At 69.7% G+C, this 21,081-nt stretch carries 21 protein-coding genes and 1 pseudogene; 14 read left to right on the forward strand and 8 right to left on the reverse strand.

Annotation, left to right across the window (positions count from 1 at the left end; genetic code table 11):
- Positions 1 to 20 precede the first annotated feature (20 nt).
- From GA0074692_RS12855 to GA0074692_RS12890, 8 genes are all read left to right on the forward strand, one after another.
- Positions 21 to 872 (forward strand): helix-turn-helix domain-containing protein, encoded by an 852-nt coding sequence (locus GA0074692_RS12855; protein WP_176738434.1) that lies wholly within the window; start codon positions 21 to 23, stop codon positions 870 to 872.
- A gap of 3 nt (positions 873 to 875) precedes the next feature.
- Positions 876 to 2,702 (forward strand): dihydroxyacetone kinase family protein, encoded by a 1,827-nt coding sequence (locus GA0074692_RS12860; RefSeq protein ID WP_091643997.1) that lies wholly within the window; start codon positions 876 to 878, stop codon positions 2,700 to 2,702.
- 31 nt (positions 2,703 to 2,733) lie between these two features.
- A complete protein-coding gene (locus GA0074692_RS12865) occupies positions 2,734 to 3,228 on the forward strand; it encodes a ribose-5-phosphate isomerase (protein WP_091644001.1) in 495 nt (164 codons plus the stop codon).
- Positions 3,219 to 4,052 (forward strand): triose-phosphate isomerase family protein, encoded by an 834-nt coding sequence (locus GA0074692_RS12870; RefSeq protein ID WP_218106646.1) that lies wholly within the window; start codon positions 3,219 to 3,221, stop codon positions 4,050 to 4,052. The genes GA0074692_RS12865 and GA0074692_RS12870 overlap by 10 nt, the downstream gene beginning before the upstream one ends.
- Positions 4,053 to 4,335: 283 nt before the next feature.
- Positions 4,336 to 5,475 (forward strand): Gfo/Idh/MocA family protein, encoded by a 1,140-nt coding sequence (locus GA0074692_RS12875; RefSeq protein ID WP_091644006.1) that lies wholly within the window; start codon positions 4,336 to 4,338, stop codon positions 5,473 to 5,475.
- The gene (locus tag GA0074692_RS12880; RefSeq protein ID WP_091644010.1) at positions 5,475 to 6,476 is read left to right on the forward strand and encodes a sugar phosphate isomerase/epimerase family protein; all 1,002 of its coding nucleotides are present in this window, start codon (positions 5,475 to 5,477) and stop codon (positions 6,474 to 6,476) included. Before GA0074692_RS12875 ends, GA0074692_RS12880 begins: the two co-directional genes overlap by 1 nt.
- Before the next feature lie 2 nt (positions 6,477 to 6,478).
- Positions 6,479 to 7,621, forward strand: a complete 1,143-nt coding sequence (locus GA0074692_RS12885; RefSeq protein ID WP_091644015.1) for a serine hydrolase domain-containing protein — start codon at positions 6,479 to 6,481, stop codon at positions 7,619 to 7,621.
- Between the two features lie 29 nt (positions 7,622 to 7,650).
- Positions 7,651 to 8,127: a VOC family protein gene (locus GA0074692_RS12890; protein ID WP_176738435.1), complete on the forward strand. Its 477-nt coding sequence runs from the start codon at positions 7,651 to 7,653 to the stop codon at positions 8,125 to 8,127.
- A 117-nt stretch (positions 8,128 to 8,244) separates the two neighbouring features.
- Here GA0074692_RS12890 and GA0074692_RS12895 read toward each other — a convergent pair whose 3' ends face one another.
- Complete coding sequence (locus GA0074692_RS12895) at positions 8,245 to 9,048, reverse strand: metallophosphoesterase family protein (protein WP_091644022.1); 804 nt, start codon at positions 9,046 to 9,048, stop codon at positions 8,245 to 8,247.
- 507 nt (positions 9,049 to 9,555) lie between these two features.
- On the opposite strand from GA0074692_RS12895, the gene GA0074692_RS12900 reads away from it, so the two are divergent.
- From GA0074692_RS12900 to GA0074692_RS12920, 5 genes are all read left to right on the forward strand, one after another.
- The gene (locus GA0074692_RS12900; protein WP_176738436.1) at positions 9,556 to 10,842 is read left to right on the forward strand and encodes an ABC transporter substrate-binding protein; all 1,287 of its coding nucleotides are present in this window, start codon (positions 9,556 to 9,558) and stop codon (positions 10,840 to 10,842) included.
- A gap of 72 nt (positions 10,843 to 10,914) precedes the next feature.
- Positions 10,915 to 11,898, forward strand: a complete 984-nt coding sequence (locus GA0074692_RS12905) for a carbohydrate ABC transporter permease (RefSeq protein ID WP_218106647.1) — start codon at positions 10,915 to 10,917, stop codon at positions 11,896 to 11,898.
- Entirely contained in the window at positions 11,895 to 12,794 is a 900-nt protein-coding gene (locus GA0074692_RS12910; RefSeq protein ID WP_091644028.1) for a carbohydrate ABC transporter permease, read from the forward strand. Before GA0074692_RS12905 ends, GA0074692_RS12910 begins: the two co-directional genes overlap by 4 nt.
- A gap of 92 nt (positions 12,795 to 12,886) precedes the next feature.
- The gene (locus tag GA0074692_RS12915) at positions 12,887 to 13,297 is read left to right on the forward strand and encodes a squamosa promoter-binding protein 15 (RefSeq protein WP_091644031.1); all 411 of its coding nucleotides are present in this window, start codon (positions 12,887 to 12,889) and stop codon (positions 13,295 to 13,297) included.
- A gap of 295 nt (positions 13,298 to 13,592) precedes the next feature.
- Complete coding sequence (locus GA0074692_RS12920) at positions 13,593 to 13,967, forward strand: hypothetical protein (protein ID WP_091644035.1); 375 nt, start codon at positions 13,593 to 13,595, stop codon at positions 13,965 to 13,967.
- Positions 13,968 to 14,359: 392 nt separating this feature from the next.
- On the opposite strand, the gene GA0074692_RS12925 is transcribed toward GA0074692_RS12920, so the two are convergent.
- Both GA0074692_RS12925 and GA0074692_RS12930 read right to left on the reverse strand, forming a co-directional pair.
- Complete coding sequence (locus tag GA0074692_RS12925; RefSeq protein ID WP_091644040.1) at positions 14,360 to 14,551, reverse strand: DUF397 domain-containing protein; 192 nt, start codon at positions 14,549 to 14,551, stop codon at positions 14,360 to 14,362.
- A complete protein-coding gene (locus GA0074692_RS12930) occupies positions 14,542 to 15,309 on the reverse strand; it encodes a DUF5753 domain-containing protein (protein ID WP_091644044.1) in 768 nt (255 codons plus the stop codon). The genes GA0074692_RS12925 and GA0074692_RS12930 overlap by 10 nt, the downstream gene beginning before the upstream one ends.
- Positions 15,310 to 15,560: 251 nt before the next feature.
- Between GA0074692_RS12930 and GA0074692_RS12935 the strand changes: the two genes are divergently transcribed.
- Positions 15,561 to 15,860, forward strand: a complete 300-nt coding sequence (locus GA0074692_RS12935; RefSeq protein WP_342672836.1) for a flavin reductase — start codon at positions 15,561 to 15,563, stop codon at positions 15,858 to 15,860.
- Between the two features lie 29 nt (positions 15,861 to 15,889).
- Here the strand turns inward: GA0074692_RS12935 and rph are convergent, their stop codons facing one another.
- The 5 genes and pseudogenes from rph to GA0074692_RS12955 all read right to left on the reverse strand — a co-directional run bounded on the left by rph (position 15,890) and on the right by GA0074692_RS12955 (position 21,078).
- Positions 15,890 to 18,484 carry a rifamycin-inactivating phosphotransferase gene (gene rph, locus GA0074692_RS12940; RefSeq protein ID WP_091644047.1) on the reverse strand — a complete coding sequence of 865 codons (2,595 nt, stop codon included), beginning with the start codon at positions 18,482 to 18,484 and terminating at the stop codon, positions 15,890 to 15,892.
- Positions 18,485 to 18,741: 257 nt separating this feature from the next.
- Entirely contained in the window at positions 18,742 to 19,161 is a 420-nt protein-coding gene (locus GA0074692_RS12945) for a hypothetical protein (RefSeq protein ID WP_091644052.1), read from the reverse strand.
- Between the two features lie 170 nt (positions 19,162 to 19,331).
- Positions 19,332 to 19,793, reverse strand: a pseudogene (locus GA0074692_RS34695) (HAD domain-containing protein); the annotation flags it as partial.
- A complete protein-coding gene (locus tag GA0074692_RS34700; RefSeq protein WP_176738437.1) occupies positions 19,790 to 20,122 on the reverse strand; it encodes a hypothetical protein in 333 nt (110 codons plus the stop codon). The pseudogene GA0074692_RS34695 and the gene GA0074692_RS34700, both read right to left, overlap by 4 nt.
- Before the next feature lie 11 nt (positions 20,123 to 20,133).
- On the reverse strand, positions 20,134 to 21,078 hold the full coding sequence (locus GA0074692_RS12955) for a hypothetical protein (RefSeq protein WP_091653368.1): 945 nt from the start codon (positions 21,076 to 21,078) through the stop codon (positions 20,134 to 20,136).
- Between the last annotated feature and the right edge of the window lie 3 nt (positions 21,079 to 21,081).

The following is a 21,081-nucleotide window of genomic DNA, read 5'->3' on the forward strand; positions in this document are numbered from 1 at the left end:
AGCGCCACCTGGTCCACCGGGTGTACGACCGCCTCCAGGTGGCGAAGGTCCTCCCTGGGCACTGGGTCCTTCCGGTGCCGGCGCGGGCCGACGCGACGGCTTGGCCGTACGTGGCGCTCTACGCCCGGTCGGGGTCCACCTCCGTGGACCTGGCCGACCGGCGCATCGATCTGGCGCAGGGCGACCTCTGCGTCGCGCGTAACCACGGGCGGCTGGAGATCCGCGCCAGTGCGGACATGGAACTGCTGGTCATCCGGGTCCCGCAGGAGGCGATCGGCCCCTACCGGCAGGCGCTCGACGACGCCGAGGGACGCCACTGGTCGACCGAGAGCGGCACGGCGAGCCTGGTGGCGCACCTGCTCGACGGCCTCGCCGCCCAGCTGGACGACTACCACCCGGCCAACCCCGGCCGCTTCGCGTACTACCTGGTCGGTCTCATCGCGCTGATGTGCGCCGACGGCGGGCCCACCGCGCTCGGTTCCGTTCGAGCCCGAACCATGGAGCGGGCCAAGGAGTACATCGAGCGGAACCTGGGCGACGTGGATCTGACCCCGGACCGGGTCGCGACGGCCCAGAACGTCTCCACCCGGACCCTGCACCGCCTCTTCGAAAGCGAGGGACTCACCATCAGCGGATGGATCAGACTGCGGCGCCTGGAACACTGCCGCATGGACCTCACCGACCGCGCGTCGGAGGATCTCTCGATCAGCAGCATCGGCGCGAAGTGGGGCCTGTACGACGCCGCCCACTTCAGCCGGCTGTTCAAGTCGTCGTACGGAATCTCGCCGCGCGCCTACCGGCTCGCGCAGGGCCAGGGCGAACCCGCCCGCCACCGTACCGAGTTCCGGTACGCCCAGGCGGAGATCGCGTAGACCATGACCCGCCTGTACAACGATCCGTCCGCGTTCGCCGACGAGATGATCGAGGGGTTCGCCGCCGCGAGCGGACGATGGGTGCGCCCGGTCGCCGGCGGAGTCGTCCGCAGACGACGTCCGCGCACGGCCACCGTCGCGGTGGTCGTCGGTGGCGGCTCCGGCCACTACCCAGCCTTCGGTGGCCTGGTCGGCCCCGGCCTCGCGCACGGTGCCGCGATGGGCAACCTCTTCGCGTCGCCGTCGGCCCAGCAGGTATACAGCGTCGCCAAACAGGCGAACACCGGGGCCGGGGTGCTGCTGACGTACGGCAACTACGCCGGCGACGTGCTGCACTTCGACCAGGCGCAGGAGCGGCTGATCGCCGAGGGCATCCCGTGCCGAACCGTCCTGGTCACCGACGACATCTCCAGCGCCACCGCCGACCAACGCGACCAGCGGCGCGGCATCGCCGGTGACCTGGTGGTGTTCAAGGCCGCCGCGGCGGCCGCCGAAGCCGGGTACTCCCTCGACGAGGTCGCCCGGGTGGCCGGCCATGCCAACCACCAGACCCGCTCGTTCGGGGTCGCGTTCACCGGCTGCACGCTGCCCGGCGCGGACACGCCGCTGTTCACCGTGCCCGAGGGCCGGATGGCGGTCGGCATGGGCATCCACGGCGAACCCGGCATCAACGAACAGGACGTCCCGACCGCGGACCAGCTCGCGGAACTCCTCGTCACCGCCCTCCTCGACGAGGTGCCCGACGGCGTCGGGGAGATCGCCGGCAGTCGGGTCGCCGTGATCCTCAACGGGCTGGGCTCGGTCAAGTACGAGGAACTGTTCGTGGTGTACCGGCGGGTGGCACAGCTGCTCACCGCCGCCGGTGTCGACGTGGTCGAACCGGACGTCGGCGAGTTCGTCACCAGCTTCGACATGGCCGGCGTCTCGCTGACCCTCACCTGGCTGGACGACGAACTCGAACGATTCTGGCGTGCCCCGGCCGACACCCCGGCCTACCGGAAGGGGCCGATCGGGTACGCCCACCCCGGCGACGGGCCGACCGCCGGTGCCGCCGCGACCGGCGAGGAGCCGGACGGACTCGTCGAGGTGGATCCGGACGGCGCCATCGGCGAGGGCCCGGACGGACCCGCCGGCACGGATCCGGATGCGGCGGCCGGTCCGGTGATCCCCGCCGCCACCGCCGACTCGCAGCGGGCCGGCCAGCTGGTGTGCGCCGTACTGCGCGCCGTCCGGACGACGATCGACCGGCACGCCGACGAACTGGGCCGGATCGACGCGGTCGCCGGGGACGGCGACCACGGCATCGGGATGCAGCGCGGAGCCGGTGCCGCGTCGCTGGCCGCCGAGGAGGCCGGCGAGCAGGGGGCCGGCGTCCGTACCGTTCTCACCCGGGCCGCCGACGCCTGGGCGGACCGGGCGGGTGGCACGTCGGGCGCGCTCTGGGGCGCGGCGCTGCGGGCCATGGCGGAGACCTTCAACGACGCCTCCGCGCCGAGCGGAACCGACGTCGCCACCGCCGTGCAGCAGGCTGCGCAGGCCATCGTCCGGTACGGCAAGGCCGAGCTGGGCGACAAGACCATGGTCGACGCGCTCCTGCCGTTCAGCACGGCGTTGCGGCACGCGGTCGACGACGGTCTGCCCCTCGGCGACGCCTGGCAACGCGCGACGGCTGTCGCGCAGGCGGCGGCGGACGACACCGCCTCCCTGCTGCCGAGGAAGGGCCGCGCCCGCCCGCACGCCGAGAAGAGCCTCGGTACGCCCGACGCCGGTGCCGTCTCCCTGGCCCTCGTCGTCGCGGCGGTGCACACCGCCCTGGTCGACCAGGCGTGACCCCCATCTGTACGAGAGAGAGAAGTAGCAAGTGAGTGCGAAGCTCCGCATCGTCGTCGGCTCGGATGACGCCGGATTCGACTACAAGGAGATCCTGAAGTCCGATCTCCAGGCGAGTGACCTGGTGGAGTCGGTCCAGGACGTGGGGGTCGACGCGAACAGCGCGACGGCGTACCCGCACGTGGCCGTGGCCGCCGCCCGACTGGTCGCCGAGGGCCGGGCCGACCGGGCACTGCTGGTCTGCGGCACCGGCCTCGGGGTAGCGATCGCGGCCAACAAGGTGCCCGGCATCCGGGCGGTCACCGCACACGACAGTTTCTCGGTGGAACGGGCGATCCTGAGCAACAACGCGCAGGTGCTCACGTTCGGCCAGCGGGTCGTCGGCCTCGAACTGGCCCGTCGGCTGACCCGGGAGTGGCTGTCGTACCGGTTCGACGAGAGTTCGGCGTCGGCCGAGAAGGTACGCATCCTCAGCGACTACGAAGGCGCCGGGCAGGCCCCGGAAGAGGTGGCGTCGTGCCGGTAGGCGACGCGACGGCCCACCTCGCCCCCGGTGTCTGTGTCGGGGTCAGCCTGAAGATGTACTTCGGTTACCAGCAGACGCTCGACTGGTGCCGACGGGTCGCCGACCTCGCGCGCCACCACCAGGCGGTGCGGTCGGGAGCGGTGGAGCTGTTCGTCCTGCCGTCGTTCCCCGCGCTGGCCCCGGTGCTCGCCGACCTCGCCGGCACCGGGGTCGGCACCGGCGCGCAGAACCTCTCCTCGGCGGCGAGCGGGGCGTTCACCGGAGAGGTGAGCGGCGCCTTCCTCGCCGAGATGGGCTGCCGCTACGTCGAGGTGGGACACGCCGAGCGTAGGCGCCTCTTCGGCGAGACCGACGAGGTCGTAGCGGCGAAGACGCGGGCCGCGCTGGACGCCGGGCTCTGCCCGGTCATCTGCGTCGGGGAGTCCACCCGCACCTCGCCTGAGCAGGCCGCCGCCGCCTGCGTCGAACAGCTCGACCGGTTGCTGTCGCTGGCCCGGAGCGCGGACAACGCCGGGCCGGGCCGGAGCCCCAGGATCATCGTCGCCTACGAGCCCGTGTGGGCGATCGGCGCGGCGCAGCCGGCCCCGACCGACCACATCCGGTCCGTCTGCACGGTGTTGCAGAAGCACCTGCACACCCTGCCGGAGTATGCGGGCAGCCGCGTCATCTACGGCGGCAGCGCGGGCCCCGGCCTGTTGACCCACCTCGGCGGCGCGGTGTCCGGGCTCTTCCTCGGTCGCTTCGCGCACGACCCGGCCGCCCTGAAGTCGATTCTCGACGAGGCCGCGCGGCACCCCGACCGGGCGACCGACCCGGCCGGCTGACCGGTCGGCGCCGCCGCGTGACGGCGTTCGACCGGACAGCGGCGCTGGCCGACGGCATCTCGGCCGGAGGGCGCTGTCCGGTCGAGGGCGTTTCGGCCGGTGGACGGCCACGTGCAACGACCGGTCCGTCAGACGCAAGACCGGCGGGGCGGAATACGTGAGGCTACGACCAGGCGAGGCGGTCGCTGACCCCCGCCAGAACCGGCCCGCTGAGCGGGCGTCCCGGCCGGCACGGCGGGCGGCACCCCGGCGGATCACAGTACGAACGAGCGGAGATGGAACGGTGACGGAGCTGAAAGTCGCGCTCATCGGGGGCGGCTTCATGGGAAGGGCGCACAGTCTCGCGTACGCCCTGGCACCCATCGCGGCGGAACTGGGCGTGACCCTCCACCGGGAGGTGCTCGTCGACGCCACGCCGGAGCTGGCGGCGACCGGAGCCGCCCAGCTCGGTTGGAATTCGAGCGAGACCGACTGGCGGGCGGTGATCGCTCGGCCGGACATCGACATCGTCGACATCTGCACCCCACCGGACCTGCACGAGCCCATCGCGCTCGCGGCCATCGAAGCCGGCAAGCACGTGTTCTGTGAGAAGCCGATCACCAACCACTCCGCCGAGGCGCTGCGGATGGCGCAGCAGGCGCGGGCGGCCGGCGTGGTGACCCAGGTCGGCTTCAACTACCGGCACACTCCGGCCATCTCCTTCACCAAGCAGTTGCTCGACAGCGGACGGCTCGGCGCGCCGCTACAGTTCCGCGCGTCGTACCTCCAGGAGAGCAGCTTCAACGCCGACCCGAACCGCTGGCGGGCGAAGAAGAGCACCGGTGGGTCCGGCACCGTCGGCGACATCGGCTCACACATCGTCGACGCGGCGGAGTGGCTCTTCGGCGACATCACCCAGGTGACCGCCCGGGTCCGGGCGAAGGCCCCCGGTGACGGCGGCTGGGCCACCGAGCAGGAACGGCTCGGCGAGGACCTCATCGACGACGGAGCGGTCTGGCTGGCCGAGTTCGCCAACGGAGCCATCGGCAGCTTCTCCGTCAACTCCTTCGCCTCCGGACGCAAGAACCGGTTCCACTTCGAGCTGGACGCCAGCAAGGGCGCGGTCGAGTTCAACTGGAACAACCGGGAGGAGTTCCGGGTGTCCTACGTCGACGAGGCCGCCGACCACCAGGGCTTCCGGACGGTCCACACCAACAACCAGCACCCCAACGGGTGGTGGCGGCTGGCCGGGCTCGGCACCGGCTACGTCGAGGTGTCGGCGATCCAGTTCCAGGAGTTCATCAGGGCGATCGTGAAGGGCGAGCGGGCCCGCCCCGACTTCGCCGACGCGGCCCGTATCCAGCAGATCGTGGAGGCCGTCCACACCTCCGCCGAGTCCGGTCGGTGGGTGGACGTCCCCGCGCGTACGAGGGAGGAACGGTGATGGGCGAGACGACCAACATCCGGTTCGGCACGGACATCATCACCTTCTTCGACACCGCCTGGTGGGGGCTCGGCGAGGAACTGCCGTACCCGGACTGGATCGCGGCGGTCGGCCGCGACCCCCGGCACTACTTCGACCGGATGCTCGACGGCGTCCGCGACGCCGGGCTCGAGGGCGTCGAGCTGGCACCGGAGCCGGGCGGCTGGACCACCGCGCTGAAGGCGTACGGCGACACCGCCGGCGTCAAGCGGGCGCTGGCCGAGCGGGGTCTCGTGCTGAGCTCCAGCTACGCGCCCGGCCGGCAGTTGATCGGCGACGCCCTGGACGATCCGGACCGCGAGGCGCACGCCGACCGGTACATGGACGAGCACGCCGCGTTCGTCGCCGAACTCGGCGCGGACATCATCACGATGGGCAACATCGCCCGGTCGCGTTTCAAGAACGAGAGCCCGGACGACACCGCCACCGCCGAGGACTTCACCGCGCCCGTGTCGCGGGAACTGCACGAGCGCTTCGCCGAGCAGGTCAACCGGCTCGGTGCGATCGTCGGCCGGCACGGCGTACGGATCGCCATCCACACCGACGCGTACTCGGTCTGCTCCCGTAACGAGGACATCGCGACCGTGCTGGAGCTGACGGATCCGGAGACGGTGCTGCTCTGCCCGGACGCCGGACACATCAGTCTCGACGGCGGTGACCCGGTCGAGGTGCTGCGCCGCCACCTGGACCGGATCCCCGTCATGCACTGGAAGGACTGCGCGCAGCCCCTATCCGGTCACGTGCTCCGGGGCGACCAGAAGCAGCGCCACGCCACCATGCTGACCTACTTCCGGGTGCTCGGGTCCGGCAAGGTCGACTGGACCCGGTGGATGGAGATCCTGCGCGACAACGAGTGGCGCGGCTGGGCGATCGAGGAGATCGACAACTCCCCCGACCCAGTCGGGGAGCTGCGGCAGGGCCTGGAGTACTTCCGCACCCACCTCGCCCCGATCTACCGATAGGCATGAATCAGTACGCGCAACCGGCGCCGTCCGTCGTACCCGTCTCCGGGTTCGTCCGGCCGCCGTTCGAACCGCTGGCGGACGTCTTCGCCCGGGTCGTCGCCGCCCAGGGGCAGGGCGGCGCGGCCCTGGCCGTCTACCGGGACGGTCGGCCCGTGGTCGACCTGGTCGGCGGCGACTACCGGACGGACTCGCTGCAACTGGTGTTCTCGATCAGCAAGGCGATCACCGCCGTCGCCGCCGCGATGGCCCACGACGACGGCCTGATCGACCTCGACGCTCCACTGGCGGACTACTGGCCGGCGTTCCGCCGTCCGGCGACCGCCGCCGTCACCGGCCGCATGGTGCTGTCCCACCGTTCCGGCCTGGCCGCGGTGGACCAGAAACTCACCCTGGAGGACCTGCTCGCGGGCCGGGACGAGCAGGCCGTCGAGCGGCAGGAACCGTACTGGGAGCCCGGCACCCGGCACGGATACCACGCCTTCACGTTCGGCACCCTGCTCAACGGCGCGTTCCGCCGGGCCGTCGGCCGCAGCGTGGGCGAGTTCGTCGCCGAGCGTGTCGCCCCGAAGCTGGGCCTGGACCTCTGGATCGGCACCCCGGCCGAGCAGCTCGGCCGGGTGGAGCGCATCCGGCACGAGCCCACGATGCTCACGCCCGGGCGGGCCCGGTTCCTCGCCCAGAGCGCGATCCCCGCCGGCAGTACGGGTCAACTGGCCCAGACGATGGACCTGTTCAACCGGGTCGAGGTCGCCCGGTCGGACTGGCCGTCGACCAGCGGGGTCGCGGGTGCCAGAGACCTGGCCAAGCTGCTGTACGCCACTCTGGACACGGTCGACGGGGTACGGCTGATCAGCGCGGCCAGCCGGGACCGGATGCGCGACAGCCGGTCCCGGGGAACCGACATGGTGCTGGGGGTCGACACCCACTTCGGCTCCGGCGTGCAGCTGGCGTTTCCGCAACTGCCGTTCCTCGGACCGCGCTCGTACGGGCACGAGGCGGCCGGCGGCTCCGCGGCCTTCGCCGACGACGAGTTCGGGGTCGCGGTCGGGTTCACCACCAACGTGTTCCCGTCCATGGCCGGTGCGGGCGCGGCCTTCCTCACGCTGCTGCCCACCATCCGCCACTGCCTGACCAGCGTATGACCGTGCACCACCAGGAAAGGAACTCCACGATGGCCGCACCGCTCATCGAGCACATCGGAATTCTCGTGCCCAACCTCGAGGAAGCTATCGAGCGGTGGACGGCGGCGACCGGTTACACGTTCAGCCCCATCGCCCGGTACCGCACCCAGCGGTACTGCGACAGCAGTGACCCGCAGCCGCACTTCCACGACGCCCGGATCTCCTTCTCGCAGGAGGGTCCCCCGCGGATCGAGCTGATGGAGTTCACCGGTGACGGCACGCATTCCGCGGCGCAGGCCGGCGTGCACCACTTCGGGTTCCCCGGCACCGAGGACGTGCCGGGCCGGATCGCGGAGCTTGCCGCACAGGGCATCGGCGAGGACGGCAAGTCCCTGACCGAGGACGGCCGGGTGCACCTGTGGTTCACCGACAAGAAGGATCTCGACGGGGTACGGCTGGAGTACATCTCGCCCTTCCCCGGCCCCTCGTGGCCGACGACGGCAGCGAGCTGTGGCGCGACCCGGTGACCGGCCGCGCCAGCCTGTGGGGTCCACCCGAGGAGTGATCAGCCGGGCGGTCGCGGGTACCGGTACCACCGAGGGCACCGGTGCCCGCTGCTCCGCCCCGCCCGGTCCGGACCTGGTTCAGGAGTCCTCGACGAGAAGCAGCACGCGTCCGTCGACGTTCACCGTCCGACCGGCTCCGAGCCGGGACACGGGGTGGTCCCAGTGCACGTGGCCGCAGACCGTCAGCGCCGGTGGGCGCCGTTCCAGCAGGCGCCGGACCGCAGTGTTCCCCAGCTGTTCGGGCTCGTCACCGGACGGACCCTCGTGCAGCACGAGGACGTCCACCGGCGGCGTCCCGGTCAGCTTGGCGATCTCGGCGAGGAAATCCCTCTCGCCACGCCGCCCGGGACGGTCCGGCGCGCCGGTCACCCCACCGACACCGCCGAACAGCACACCGCCGGCGGCGAACCGATCGCCGTCCAGCAGCCGGATCCCGGGCCTCATGGCGGCCACCTCGGCGGCGTCCACCTCGTCGTGGTTGCCTGCCACCCCGACGACGAAGGCGCACTCGGCCACGGCGAAGGCGAGCCAGACATCGGTGACGTCGCCGGAGGCGCCCCGGCGGTCCGCGTCCGGTGCCGAATAGAGGTCACCCGCCAGCAGCACGCCGACCTCCGACGGCGGCGGCAGCAGACCGGCCTCCGCCCACACGGTCAGATGGTCGGCCAAGGCCACCCCGAGCAGCACCGGGTCACCGCCGGAGGGTGGGCTGGCGATGCCCTGCAGGTCGCCGGCCACCAGCACCGCACGGCAGCCGGCGGGCAGCCGGTCGACCGTGATCCGGTCGACCGGCAGGTGGACGCTCTGGCTCCCGCCGCCCGTCCTGGCCCGGCGGTACGTCACCGAGGTGACCGGTTGTAGCCACCCGTCACGTGGACGCACGGCGCTCAGTCCAGCGTGTGGCGGCGGAGGAACTCCCACCACGGCAGGCGCGCGGTACGCAGAGCGTCGAGCGTCTGCGACATCAGTCGGTCGAGATTGTCGTCGGCGTGCTGTGGCATGGGCTCCTCCCGGATCGGCCCGATGCTTCCGCAGTCTCGGTCGTGCCTCAACCCCGCCGGCATTCCGCCCTGCGGGTCGTCCTGGTTTGTCACCTTGTGTGGGCTTGGCATGATCTCAAACCGGCATCAGTCCCCTATGGAGCTCGGGTTTCCCTTGCGCACCCAGATGACCTTGGATTGAATCTGCCGGGCATTCAGGGTTGACGATCACCGCGAGCGGCGTCGCCGCCGTCCGTGCCCATGGCTGCCTGCGGAGACGCCGGCACGCTGGACCGTGACGGAACACGCGGTGACCGGGCGTACCCAGATGCGTGACGTGGGCGGCAAGGTCCTCCGAGCGTACGGCGGACCGTGGAGTCGAGGCACCGAGCGAGGAGAAGGAGTACGCATGAACCTTTGGCTGCGACGGATGGTCCCGGTGGCCGTCCTCGCCCTCGCGGCGACCGGCTGTTCCACCGGGGACGGCTCGTCCTCGGACGACACCGACCTCAAGGGCAAGACCGTCAACGTGATCGGCACGTGGGGCGGCGACGAGCAGGCCGCCTTCCTGAAGATGGTCGAACCCTGGGAGAAGCAGACCGGCGCCAAGGTCAAGTACACCGGCACCCGGGACATCAACACGGTCCTGACCACGGGCGTGGCCTCCGGCGTCCTGCCCGACCTCGCCGGGCTGCCCGGCCCCGGCCAGATGGCCGAGTACGCCAAGGCGGGCCGGCTGCTGCCGCTCGACGACGTGCTGGACATGGACACCTACCGGGCTGACACCGCGCCGGCGCTGGTCGAGCTGGGCAAGGCCGAGGGCAAGGTCCACGGTGTCTTCATCAAGGCCGCCATCAAGGGGCTGATCTGGTACAACCCGAAGGTGCACGACTACGGCGCGAACCCGCCGAAGACGTGGGCGGATCTGACGACCCAGGCGAAGGCCAACCAGGGCAAGGCGCAGTCGACCTGGTGCCTGGGCCTGGAGTCCGCCGCGGCGTCCGGCTGGCCGGGCACCGACTGGATCGAGGACCTGGTGCTCCGCACCGCGGGCCCGGAGGTCTACGTCCGGTGGTACGAGGGCAAGGTCAAGTGGTCCGACCCAGCCATCCGCAGGGCCTTCCAGATGTACGCCGACGAGGTGGTCGCCAACAGCTACGGCGGCGGCAAGACGGCTGTGGCCACCAACTTCGGTGACGCGGGTGACCCGCTGTTCGCCAGCCCGGCCGGCTGCCAGTTCCTGCACCAGGCGAGCTTCATCACCGGGTTCAGCCAGTTCAAGTCGCACCAGGCGGGCACGGACTACAACTTCCTGCCGTTCCCCGACATCGACCCGCAGTACGCGGGCGCGGTCGAGGGCGCGGGCGACCTGTTCGGCATGTTCAAGGACACCCCGGCCGCGAAGTCGCTGATGAGGTACCTGGTGACGGCGGAGGCGCAGGAGATCTGGGTGAAGGCCGGCGGGGCGCTGTCGGCGAACAAGAACGCCGCCAGCTACCCGGACGACGTCAGCAAGCGGTCCGCCGACATCCTGGCCAACGCCAAGACCTTCGTGTTCGACGCCTCGGACAGCATGCCGACCGCGATGAACGACGCGTTCTTCAAGGCGATGGTGGCGTTGACCAACGGCAGCAAGAACATCGACCAGGTGCTCACCGACCTGGACAACGCACAGAAGGACGCGTACGAGTCCTGACCCGGCACGGGTGGGGGCGGTCCGGCCGTCCCCACCCGTCCCCCGTCCGGCGGTTCCGACCTGGAGGTACGAGTGGATTCACGCCTGATCACCGCGGTCCAGGTGGTGGTGGGTGTCCCGGCGGTGCTGATCGCGTACGTCTGGCTGGCCGATCGGCTGCTCGACGCGACCTCGGACCGCTGGCAGCGGCGGGTCCGGCCGTGGCTCTGGCTGGCGCCCGCGCTCGGGTTCCTCGGCTTCTTCCTCGTCTATCCGACGATCCGTACGATCGTCCGTAGCCTGTACGGCAAGAACGAGCTGGACCAGGAGTTCGTCGGCCTGGACAACTACCGCTGGTTCTTCACCAGCTCCGACGCCCTCGGCTCCCTGCTCAACAACATCCTGTGGCTGGTCTTCTTCACCGCGTTCACGGTCGGGATCGGGCTGCTGGTCGCCGTGCTGGTCGACCGGGTCCGGTACGAGGCCCTGGCGAAGAGCATCATCTTCCTGCCGCTGGCGATCAGCATGGTCGCGGCCGGCGTGATCTGGAAGTTCATGTACGACTACAAGCCGCCGGGCGCGGCGCAGACGGGCACGCTCAACGCGCTCGTCGGCACGCTCGGGCTCGGGCCGTTCGGGTGGCTCCAGTCGCCCGGGTTCCGGCTCAGCACGTTCGCGCTGATCGCGGTCATGGTGTGGATGTGGACCGGGTTCGCGATGGTCATCATCTCGGCCGCGCTCAAGGGAATCGACGCCGAACTGCTCGAGGCGGCGCGGGTCGACGGCGCGAACGAGTGGCAGGTCTTCCGGCGGGTGACGCTGCCGCTGCTGGGGCCGACCCTGGCGGTGGTCGCCACCACCATGATCATCACCTCGCTGAAGACGTTCGACATCGTCTACACGCTGACCAGCGGAAACTACGACACCGAGGTCGTCGCCAACCTGATGATCAAGCAGATGTTCACGGTCGGGGACTTCGGCCGGGCCAGCGCGGTCGCCGTGGTCCTGCTGCTGGCGATCGTGCCGATCATGGCGTTCAACATCCGTAAGTTCCGGGCCCAGGAGTCCATCCGATGACCACGGTCGCAACGCCCAAGGCTGCCCGTACCACCAAGGCGGGCGACCGCCGGCCGGCCCGTCCCCGCCGCCACCTCCTGCTGCACCTGGCGGTCGTCACCCTGATGGTCCTCTGGGCGGTGCCGACCGTCGGGCTGCTGGTCAGCTCGTTCCGTCCACAGGAGGAGCTGTCCACCTCCGGCTGGTGGACGGCGTTCGCGCCGCCGTACCACTTCACGATGGACAACTACCGGGACGTCTTCCAGCAGAGCGGGATCGGCGAGGCGTTCGTCAACAGCCTCTTCATCGCGATCCCGGCGACCGTCATCCCGCTCTTCGTGGCGGCCTTCGCCGCGTACGCGTTCAGTTGGATGAAGTTCCCCGGCCGTGACGTGCTCTTCGTGGTGATCGTCGGGCTGCTCGTCGTACCGCTCCAGACGACCCTCATCCCGGTGCTCAAGCTGTTCGCGGAGTGGGGGCTCACCGGGCAGTTCCTGTCCGTCTGGCTGGCCCATACCGGGTACGGCCTGCCGTTCGCGGTCTACCTGCTGCGCAACTTCATGGGTTCCCTGCCGCGCGCCGTCTTCGAGTCGGCCTCCCTGGACGGCGCCTCCCACGTCACGGCCTTCTTCCGGCTCGCGGTGCCGATGAGCGTGCCGGCCTTCGCCGCGCTGGCGATCTTCCAGTTCCTGTTCGTGTGGAACGACCTGCTCGTCGCGCTGATCTACATCGGGCTCGCCAACCCGGACAACCTGCCGATGACGGCGGCGATCGCGAACCTGGTCAACTCCCTCGGCGGCGGCTGGTACCTGCTCGGCGCGGCGGCGTTCGTGTCGATGGCCCTGCCGCTGGCGGTGTTCTTCCTCCTCCAGCGCTACTTCGTCCGGGGCATCGTCGGCGGCTCGGTCAAGGGCTGATTCCCAGGTGCGGACGCGGCCGGAAGCACGGCAGTGAGACCTGGCTTGACTGAGGGATGGCTGTACGGTTCGGGCGTGGATTCGGAGACGCGATGAGCTGGGTGACCAACGTGATGCTGTCGGTGAGCCCCGAGGACTGCCGGAACGCCGAGGCGTTCGGCGGGTGGCTCGACAGGGAGTGTCCCCGCCGTGAGCCAGGTATGACGCCGGGCGGTTGTGGCCAACTGACGCTAATCACCGGTTCGGACACCCAGTGGGGTGGGCGCAAGTACCCGGAGTGTGACGTGTACGCGGGAGCACTCAACCATGCCGATCTTGATGCCGTTGTCGAGCATTTCGGCTCGATTCAATGGCGTACTCCGAACGCCGTACAGCTGTTCGTCATGGACCAGGAGCAGTCGTTCTTCCGGGTTTGGATGATCCGGGAGGGCAAGCCCCAGCAGTACGCTCCCGCATCTCCGGACGAGGAAGACGACCAGTTCTGGCCTGCCGAGGATGCCTGAGTCGAACCGCGCCGTCAGTGTTCTTGTCGCGGCGTGGCGGCAGTAGATGACCTGGCACCGGACGGTCCGCGACCACGAGCACGTCGGCCACGGGCAGGCCGAGCCCGGCGGCGATCGCGTCCAGCCGGGGCGTGTCGCAGTCCCGGCCGTTGTGCAGCAGATCGCGCAGAACCTCGGTCCGCGTCATGATGGTCCCATCGACCGAGGGCGAGCTGCGGGCGTCGTGACGGAATGGTCAATCGAATCCAAACGTAATCCGTTTGCTAGCGCTTATAGTGGTTGGGGCTGTTGACGGATGGATATCGCTGCGGTGCCGAAGGGGGTCATTGTTGCTCTCTTTACTCTCGCCTTCCTTGCGGCAATTATTTTGATGGGATACTCGTCGAGTCTCGGGCTGGGCATGGCCCACCGGAGCGAAGCTGACCGTGCGGCGATGATCGAAAGTGAACGTCGGCATCATCGACTGGTTGACCGGGGAATACCGCTAATCATCTCGATTATGACTGGCGTGTTCGCGGTGGTCATATTTGCCGACCCTGCTAAAGATTGGGTGGACGGGGCCATCATGGCGACGATATCGGTGGCCAGCGCGACGGTGTTCGTCCTTCTGATTCGTAGGGACCGGCGTCGCGCCGGCCAGAAGGGGCGGAGGGGGTATCGACGTGACTGAGGATAGAGAAATCGGGCCGGTGTGGCGTCGCTGGCGACCACCCGGATACCGTACACATCCCCAGAGCTATGCGCTGTCAGTGGGAGGCGCATTGGTGATGTTTCTCGGCATCGCGTTACTTGATTCACTCCCGATCATCCTGATTGGCGTGTCAGCAACAGTGGTCGGCTATGTCTTGTCTCGTCGCCGAAATAGATGACTTCGGGGTTGTGGCTGACCAGGTGGTAATTGTGCGCCTGTTCGTCGTTGGCCTGCGGGTTCAACGCGGAGTTGGGTTCCGACTCGGAGGGGCAAAGGTGTGACCTGACCTGAGCTGGCGGCCCGTCGTCATCTCATCTGGAACGGTGAACGAGCCGGCGTCCGCAACGGACGCCGGCTCGTGGCATGCGGGGTCAGTCGTGGCGGGTGAACCGGGTGACGAAGGCCCGCCAGGCGGTGGGGGTGAAGGTCAGCGCCGGGCCGTGCGGGTCCTTGCTGTCGCGTACGCCGACAACGTCGGTGAGGTTGTCGGCCACCTCCACGCAGTTCCCGCCGTTGCCGCTGCTGCGGCTGCTCTTCCGCCAGATCGCGCCGGTCAGGTCCATGTCTCCGCCACTTCCGTGATGAGGTCGACTGACTGCCAGTGGGATAGCGCCTCGCCCCGAACGTTCTCCCAGGCCGCCAGTATCGCCGCGATGTCGTCCGGCTCGCTGACCACCTGACCCCGCACCTGGTTGTCCAGGTAGGCCGCAGTGCGGTGGTCCTCGCTGGTGGCCAGCACGAACGGACCGTTCAGCCCAGCGTAGGCCCCCACTGTGGACGGCACCACGTGGATCCTGATGTGCGGGTGCTCGGCGACGGCGACCAGGGCGCGCAGTTGCTCGTGCATGGTCCGCCGGCCGCCGACCGGTCGGCGCAGGATCGCCTCGTCGAGCACGGCGGTGAACCGGGGCGGATTGTCCTGGGTGAGGATGCCCTGCCGGGCCATCCGGGTGGCCAGGTGCCGCTCGACCTCACCCCGGGGGATCAGGCCGCCGTGGGTGAGCACGGCCCGCGCGTACGTCTCGGTCTGGAGCAGGCCCGGCAACACCACCGATTCGTACGACCGCAGCGCCACCGCCTCCCGTTCGATCTCCTGCCAGGGGCGGAACCAGACAGGAATCTTCCGTCGGTAAGTGTCCGGCCAAATGTCCGAGACATCCTTGCCGAGTGTCTCGGCGGCGGCGAACCGGTGCCGGGCGTGTGGGATGCGGTCCTCGACCAGCCAGCGCATGGTCGTCTTCGGGTCGACGCCGACTCGCTCGGCGAGAGTTTCGGTGGTGTGGCCCGTGGCGTTCAGGGCAGCGCGCAACGCGTCGTTCATTCGGCTCCTGTCGGACGTCACGAATGTCTGGACGCCACACCCTAACGGGCTGTAGCTGTCTGACTACAAGCAGGGAGGGTGTTGGGCAGAGGCGGCGTGGTCGGTGGAGGCGTGACCCGGCGACCGCACCTGCCGGGCCGCCCCCGTGGGAGGTGAGCCGTCCTCGTGGCGAGGCGGAGCCGCCCTGTGGGAAGGCGGGGGCGGCCCATCCAGCGGCGACCGTCGCGCTGTTGAGGAAGAGGAGGTCGACGGTGAGCGTGCCTGACCATGGCATTCGTCTCCGCCGGAGCCCGTATCGTCGCGTTTCCCGGGAGCACGTCGCCGCCCGGCCCTCGTGGCGGTGCCGGGTGTGCGGTGCCCCGTGGCCCTGCTCGCCGGCCCGCCTCGCCCTGCTCACCGAGTACCGGGGTCACCGGACGAACCTGCTGATGTACCTGGCCGCGCTGATGCTGGAGGCCGCAGGTCAGCTACCCCCGACGGCCGCGCCGACCCTGGCCACCCGCTTCCTCACCTGGGCCCGCCGACCGTCCTCACCCGACTGGCATCCATAGGAGCGCCCGCGCATTCACGGTGTGGTCGGTCAGGGCAGGATCTCGACGTACCCGTCGGTCCCGTGCACGCGGATCCGCTGCCCGTCCCGGATGAGCCGGGTGGCATCCACCACTCCGACGACGGCCGGCAGGCCGTACTCCCGGGCGATCACCGCGCCGTGGGTCATCTGGCCGCCCACCTCCGTCACCAGACCCGCGATCGCGACGAACAGGGGCGACCAACTGGGATCGGTATAGGCCGTGATCAGGATGTCGCCCGCCTCGAGGTCGGCCTCCGCCAGGTCGAGGATGACCCGGGCCCTCCCCTCGACGGTCCCGGCGGAGACCGGGAGGCCGATCAGGGCATCGGCCGGCACGTCGTCGCGCCGGTACGCCCCGGTGAGGGCCTCGCCGTCGGACGTCAAGACCCGGGGTGGCGTGAGCCCCTGATACGACCGGAACGCCTCCTTGCGCCGCTGGATGAGCTGGTCGTCCACCCTGCCCGAGCGCACGGCGTCGTGGAACTCCTGGAAGGTGAGGTAGAAGACGTCCTCCTTCTCCCGGAGCACGTTGGCCTGCACGAGGCGCTCGGCCTCTTCCATCAGGGCCTGCTTGTAGACGAAGTAGCGGCTGATGATGCCGTACTTCGGGTACTCCCGGTACCCGATGAAGGTGCGGACCCGGTCGATCATCCGCTTGGTCTCGTCGGCCTGCTGCTCCCCGTCCGGCAGGGCTCGCAGGCGTGCGAGCACGTCCTGTTCCTTCTCCTGCGCCTTCTGCCGTCCCTGCTCGAAGCGCCGCTCGGCGGCGCCCGGCTCGAAGTTCCGGACGTTGTCGAGGATCAGGGGCACGAGGGTGGTGGGGCGTTCGCTCCAGCGTGGCCTCGTGATGTCGATCTCGCCGACGCAGCGCATGCCGTATCGCTCTAGGTAGGCCTCGATGGCGTCGCGTGCCTCGGTTCCACCCGGGAGCTTCGGCAGTTCGTCCAGGAAGTCCTCGTCCTCGACGCCTCGCAGGAACGCCACCACCTCCGGGTGCGGTCGGATGACGTCGGCGACGTCGAGCAGCGCCAGTCCCATTTCGGAGGTGACGTTGTCGGGGGCGGACAGGGTGAGCGTGTCGGCCGCGTTCTTCTCGCCCAGCCACTCCTGTAGCTGGTCGTTGAGCCACCAGGTGGCCTCCATCCCCGCCATGATCGCCTGCATGCTCAGCGGATCGCCGAGGACCCGCTTGTGATCCTGGAACGCCTCCAGCAGGAAGTCGAACAGCGCCGGTCCGGTCTTCGTCCGGATGTCGCGTCGCAGGGCGGTGATGGACGCTTGGCTGCGCTCGATCAGCTCGGTGACGATGGCCGGATCGGTCTCGATCGGGGCAGGCGCGCCACCGGCCGGCGTCCCGCCGGGACCCGCGTCCGGGAGTGACGGGACAAAGTCGCGCTCGATGACGGTCTCCAGGGCGTCCCTGGTCAGCGGATCGGATTTCCCGGCCATCTCCAAAAAGCCGGCGCGGCCGGTGGGCGTGGCCAGGTGCCGGGTGACGTCGACGAACAACCTCCCGCCGGCCTCGTGCATCGGCGCCATGGCCGTCAGCTGCCACATGGAGAACCCCAGGGGCTTCATGGGGTCGGTCATCATCTGCTGGTGGCCGACGGAGAGGTAGACGTGGTTCTCCGCGTCGGGGGCCGCAGGGATGGGGAACAGCGTGGTGATCGGCCGGCTCTGGACGATCTGGAAGTCCTCGTCGACCAGGCACCATTCGATGTCCTGTGGGCGGCCGAAGTGCGCCTCGATCCGTCGGCCGAGCTGCACGAGTCGTACGACCTGCGTATCCGTCAGCGCTGGCTGCTCCTGTCGCTGCGGGTCGATGACCACTTCCTGCGTCCCGCCCGTCGGCAGCGCATGCACGGCACGCTGCTTGGCGGCGACCGCCTTGGCGACGATCCCGCCGTCTCGCACCCGGTAGACGTCCGGGTTCACCAGGCCGGAGACCAGGGCCTCGCCGAGGCCGAAGCTGGCGTCCACGGTGGCGACCTTCCGGTTGCCCGTGACGGGGTCGGCCGTGAACAGGATGCCGGCCGCATGCGGGAAGACCATCTGCTGTACGACCACGGCCATGTCGACCGTACGGTGGTCGATGCCGTTGCGCTTGCGGTAGGTCACGGCCCGCTCGGTGAACAGCGACGCCCAGCAGCGGCTGACGTGCTGGAGGATCGCCGCCGACCCCACGACGTTCAGGTACGTGTCCTGCTGGCCGGCGAAGGAGGCCGTGGGCAGGTCCTCTGCCGTCGCGCTGGACCGAACGGCGTAGGCGGCCTGCTCGCCGAGCTGGGCGAGCGCGCGGGTGATCGCCGCCGCGAGATCGTCCGGGATGGCGATTTCTTCGATGGTCCGGCGGATCCCGGCGCTGAGCGTGCGGATCGCCTCCCGGTCGGCGAGGTTCAGGCGCGACAGCGCATCGAGCCGATCGTCGATCGACGGCGCTTCCGCCATGATTCGCCGGAAGGCGTCCGTCGTCACGCAGAAGCCAGCCGGCACGCGGACGCCGTCGATCCGCGACAGCCCGCCCAGGTGCGCGCCCTTGCCGCCAACGACCGCGACCTGCGTCTCGTCAACATCGTGAAGATCCAACACGTACTGCTCGATCATTGTGATACCTCCGGGGCGCGCATGTCGTGCCCCATTTCCGCAGGTTGTGGGCTCGGCGGACGATTCTGCGCCACGACCCGGGTCTTGCCGCAAGCCCCCCAGTGCGCTATACGTTAAGAGTGGCAGGGAGAGTTCTTCCTGCCTTTGTCTTTTGCCGTCCGCTCCCCCGGGTACCGCGAATCAGCTGAATCCGGTACGCGGCCTGCCACAGCCTTCGTGGACGTCGTCGCGGATTGGCCCGGCGACCGGGCCGTCGGTCACTCGGTGCCGGACAGCTCCATCGCGACGTCGAGCTCACGCTGCTTCGCTGGGGAGAGCACACCGATCCGCTCGACCAGGGACTCCCCGCCGAGGGACAGCGCCCAGGTGCAGAAGATCTTCCCGTCCATGGGAAGCGCCACCCGTACGACACCGTCCTGGGCGAGTCCCTCCTGCGTTCCGAAGAAGACCTCGATGCCGATCGCCCGCGCGTCCGGCCCGGCCGCCTCGACAACGCGGCGCCGCTCGTCGGCGTCGACCGCCTGCTCACCGGACATGAGCACGAACCCCTGCTTCTCGGCCGGCGTGGTCGGGGCGACGACCTGCACGGCCCGGAACTCCGGCCCCGCACCACCCGACAGCAGCACGACGGGTCGCTCGTCGGGGAACCGGGCCCACCACAGCTCGCCGCGTTCCATCCACCGACCGTATCGCCCGGACGTACTCAGGTGGGACCGTGGCCGAGCTACGGGCGGCGACTGCGGCGGGCTGCTCGACCAGCCGGCCGGCCGCCGAGGTCCGGGAGAACCACAGGTACTGCGCCCGCGTCCAGGCCAGCGGCGGCGCCGGAGACGTGCGCCGGGGCTTCCCGGGTGAGCCATTGGCCGACGGTTCGGTAGTCCGCGTCGGTGAGGCCGCGGCGTGGATCAACCCGGTGCAGGAGCGCGTGAGCGCGGTGGTTCGCCGCTACCCATGCTCGATCGGCCTGGGTGATCTCGTCGTCCACCCAGGCGAACGGGCGTCCTGCGGCCCACTCGACGAGGCGGCGCGTCTTCCAGTGCAGCCGGCCGCCGTCGTCCTCGTCGTCGTCTGGCCAGTCGACGACCGGGAGCTGAGGTAGGCCGAGCCGTGGCGCGAGCACCTCGTTCGCCTCGGCCAGCCAGGTCGTGGCCCAGACGAGATCGCAGGGCAACGCCGCGAGTCGGCGGCCGTGTCCGACGTCGAGACCGGCCAGCAGAGGGTTGCCGTCATCGCCCATCGGCCCCGCGGCCCCGCCGAAGGGAAGAAGCGTCCCGTCCACGTCGAGAAACAGCAGCGGACGATCAGTCACCGCACAGAACCGATCCCGTACTCGACGAGGCGGGCGTACGCCGTCTCGCCGAAGTCCACATCCGGCCAGATCTGGTGCGCGACCCAGTCCAGCCACTCGCGCGGCGGCTCATCGGCCTGGAAGTAGGCGATTCTCTCAGCCTCGTTCATCGGCGCGGACTCCCACCAGTGCCACCACACCATCAGATGCCACTCGCCGTCACCCATACGCCAACCGATGCTGAATCGCTCGATCTGTGGGTACGCCCGCCACGGCGGCAGGACTCGTCCGTGGTCATCAAGCTGTTTCCGTACGGCGGCGTCGAGGAGTTCCCGCGTCCGGTCGTTCACCCTGATGCTCCTCAGTTCAGCTCTATGACGGGCCGGGTCAGGATCTCGTCGGCGTACCCGTCTTCGGAGGCGAGCCACTGGCCGAAATCGGTGTCGCGGTAGGCGGTCGCCAGGGTAAGCCAGCCCAGGAAGAAGCCACTGCCGCCACATGTGGCGCCGCCGCCGTCACCTCCGCACACGATGGTTCGATCGCTCGTCGCCTCGTGCCGGTAGGGATCCTGCCCGATCGCCAAGCCCCACAGGTTCTTCTGCCGGTGCGGACCGGTCTTGTAGTCGAACGGATAGCCATCGTTGGCGTTGTCCTCGCCCCAGCGGAACAGGGTTGCCGCGCCGGCTCCACACGCCCACTCCCACTCATCCGGAGTGGTCGTCCGTAAGCCGATGCTCGCGAGTCCGGCCATAGCCTCGTCGTAGGAGACCTCCCGGGTCACTCGGGCCCGCACCACCCGCCCGGACCGGTCGAACTCCACCTCCAGCCCACCAGCAGATCGGAACATGCTCACCCCACCGAGCCGACTCCCGGCCGACGCGACGAGTTCGAGTACCCGAGGATCGTCCGGGGCGAGAACGATCTCGCAGGGATCGAACGCCTCCACCGCCACCAGCATCGCGGGGATCTCGGCCACGCGTACCGACGATGTCATCGCGTCCACGTACTCGGACAGCGGTGGAAGACCGTACTCACTGGCGCTCTCGGCGTAGCTGGCGACCTGGTCCGGGGCCGGCTGGAATCGGGCCGCATCGTAGCCGAGCGTCGGCCGTCCGCCGGGTACGAGAGCGAACCGCATCCCGTCGCGGTCGAACAGTGCCATCCGGTGCGACCGCCCCGCGTACCCCGTTTCTTCCAGGCCCACTACGGCCAGGCCGTGTCGATCGGCGATCTCGTGAGCCGTCCGGCGGGCAGCGCCGTCGGGCATGTCGTTCCACTGCGCGAAGGTGAGGTCGGCGTACGGCACCGC

It is taken from the genome of Micromonospora pallida (assembly GCF_900090325.1).
In the GTDB taxonomy this organism is placed as follows: Bacteria; Actinomycetota; Actinomycetes; order Mycobacteriales; family Micromonosporaceae; genus Micromonospora; species Micromonospora pallida.